This window comes from Brachybacterium sp. B718/18 (genome assembly GCF_055454375.1).
The window spans coordinates 1-880 of sequence record NZ_JBVDDO010000019.1; the positions used below are offsets into that span (position 1 = coordinate 1).

An 880-nucleotide genomic window follows, 5' to 3' on the forward strand; every position below is an offset into this window, starting at 1 on the left:
GATGGTGGGCGATACTGGGATCGAACCAGTGACCTCTTCCGTGTCAGGGAAGCGCGCTACCGCTGCGCCAATCGCCCGCGCCGCGACCCGTGGGACGCGGTGGAGGTGGGTACGGGATTCGAACCCGTGTACACGGCTTTGCAGGCCGTTGCCTCGCCTCTCGGCCAACCCACCGTGGAGTGCGATGCACCCCTCGACGAGAAAGGCGCGTCCGACGAGAACGTCGGGCGCGCCGTCCCGGAGAGCGGACGACGGGACTCGAACCCGCGACCCTCACCTTGGCAAGGTGATGCTCTACCAACTGAGCCACGTCCGCATGCAGGTATCCGAGGATCCTGCGTGGGCGATACTGGGATCGAACCAGTGACCTCTTCCGTGTGAAGGAAGCGCGCTACCCCTGCGCCAATCGCCCTGATGCCGCCCCGCAGGGCGAACTCGAAGAAGCCTACACGAGGTTTTCCGAGGGCGATGCCACCTGGGATGTGACGTACATCCGAGGGGTATCCGACGTGCCGGCGAGCATCCTGTGACGCCTTCCCCTGCTCCCGATCGCAACCCCCGACCCACCCCTGACTCACCCCTGAACTCCGCCGCCCGAGAGCCGGCCCCGACCCCCGCGGTGACGTCGGCCACCTCGACCCCGATCGGTTTGCGCCGGTGAGCGATCCGGCAGTACAGTCTTCCCTCGTCGGCTCAGCCGATATGCGGACGTGGCTCAGTTGGTAGAGCATCACCTTGCCAAGGTGAGGGTCGCGGGTTCGAGTCCCGTCGTCCGCTCCATTCCTCCCCGCCTCACGGCGCATGGGCGATTGGCGCAGCGGTAGCGCGCTTCCCTGACACGGAAGAGGTCACTGGTTCGATCCCAGTATCGCCCACCATC

At 66.2% G+C, this 880-nt stretch carries 6 tRNA genes; 2 read left to right on the forward strand and 4 right to left on the reverse strand.

Going from position 1 to position 880, the window contains the following annotated elements:
• Nucleotides 1-2 precede the first annotated feature (2 nt).
• The 4 genes from ACZCAH_RS15220 to ACZCAH_RS15235 form a co-directional block, all read right to left on the reverse strand.
• A tRNA-Val gene (locus ACZCAH_RS15220) sits at nt 3-77 on the reverse strand.
• A gap of 23 nt (nt 78-100) precedes the next feature.
• Nucleotides 101-174, reverse strand: a tRNA-Cys gene (locus tag ACZCAH_RS15225).
• 69 nt (nt 175-243) lie between these two features.
• Nucleotides 244-316 (reverse strand) — tRNA-Gly (locus ACZCAH_RS15230).
• Between the two features lie 24 nt (nt 317-340).
• Nucleotides 341-412: transfer RNA gene (locus tag ACZCAH_RS15235), tRNA-Val, on the reverse strand.
• A gap of 292 nt (nt 413-704) precedes the next feature.
• Between ACZCAH_RS15235 and ACZCAH_RS15240 the strand changes: the two genes are divergently transcribed.
• Both ACZCAH_RS15240 and ACZCAH_RS15245 read left to right on the forward strand, forming a co-directional pair.
• Nucleotides 705-780 (forward strand) — tRNA-Gly (locus ACZCAH_RS15240).
• A 23-nt stretch (nt 781-803) separates the two neighbouring features.
• A tRNA-Val gene (locus ACZCAH_RS15245) sits at nt 804-878 on the forward strand.
• Nucleotides 879-880: the final 2 nt, after the last annotated feature.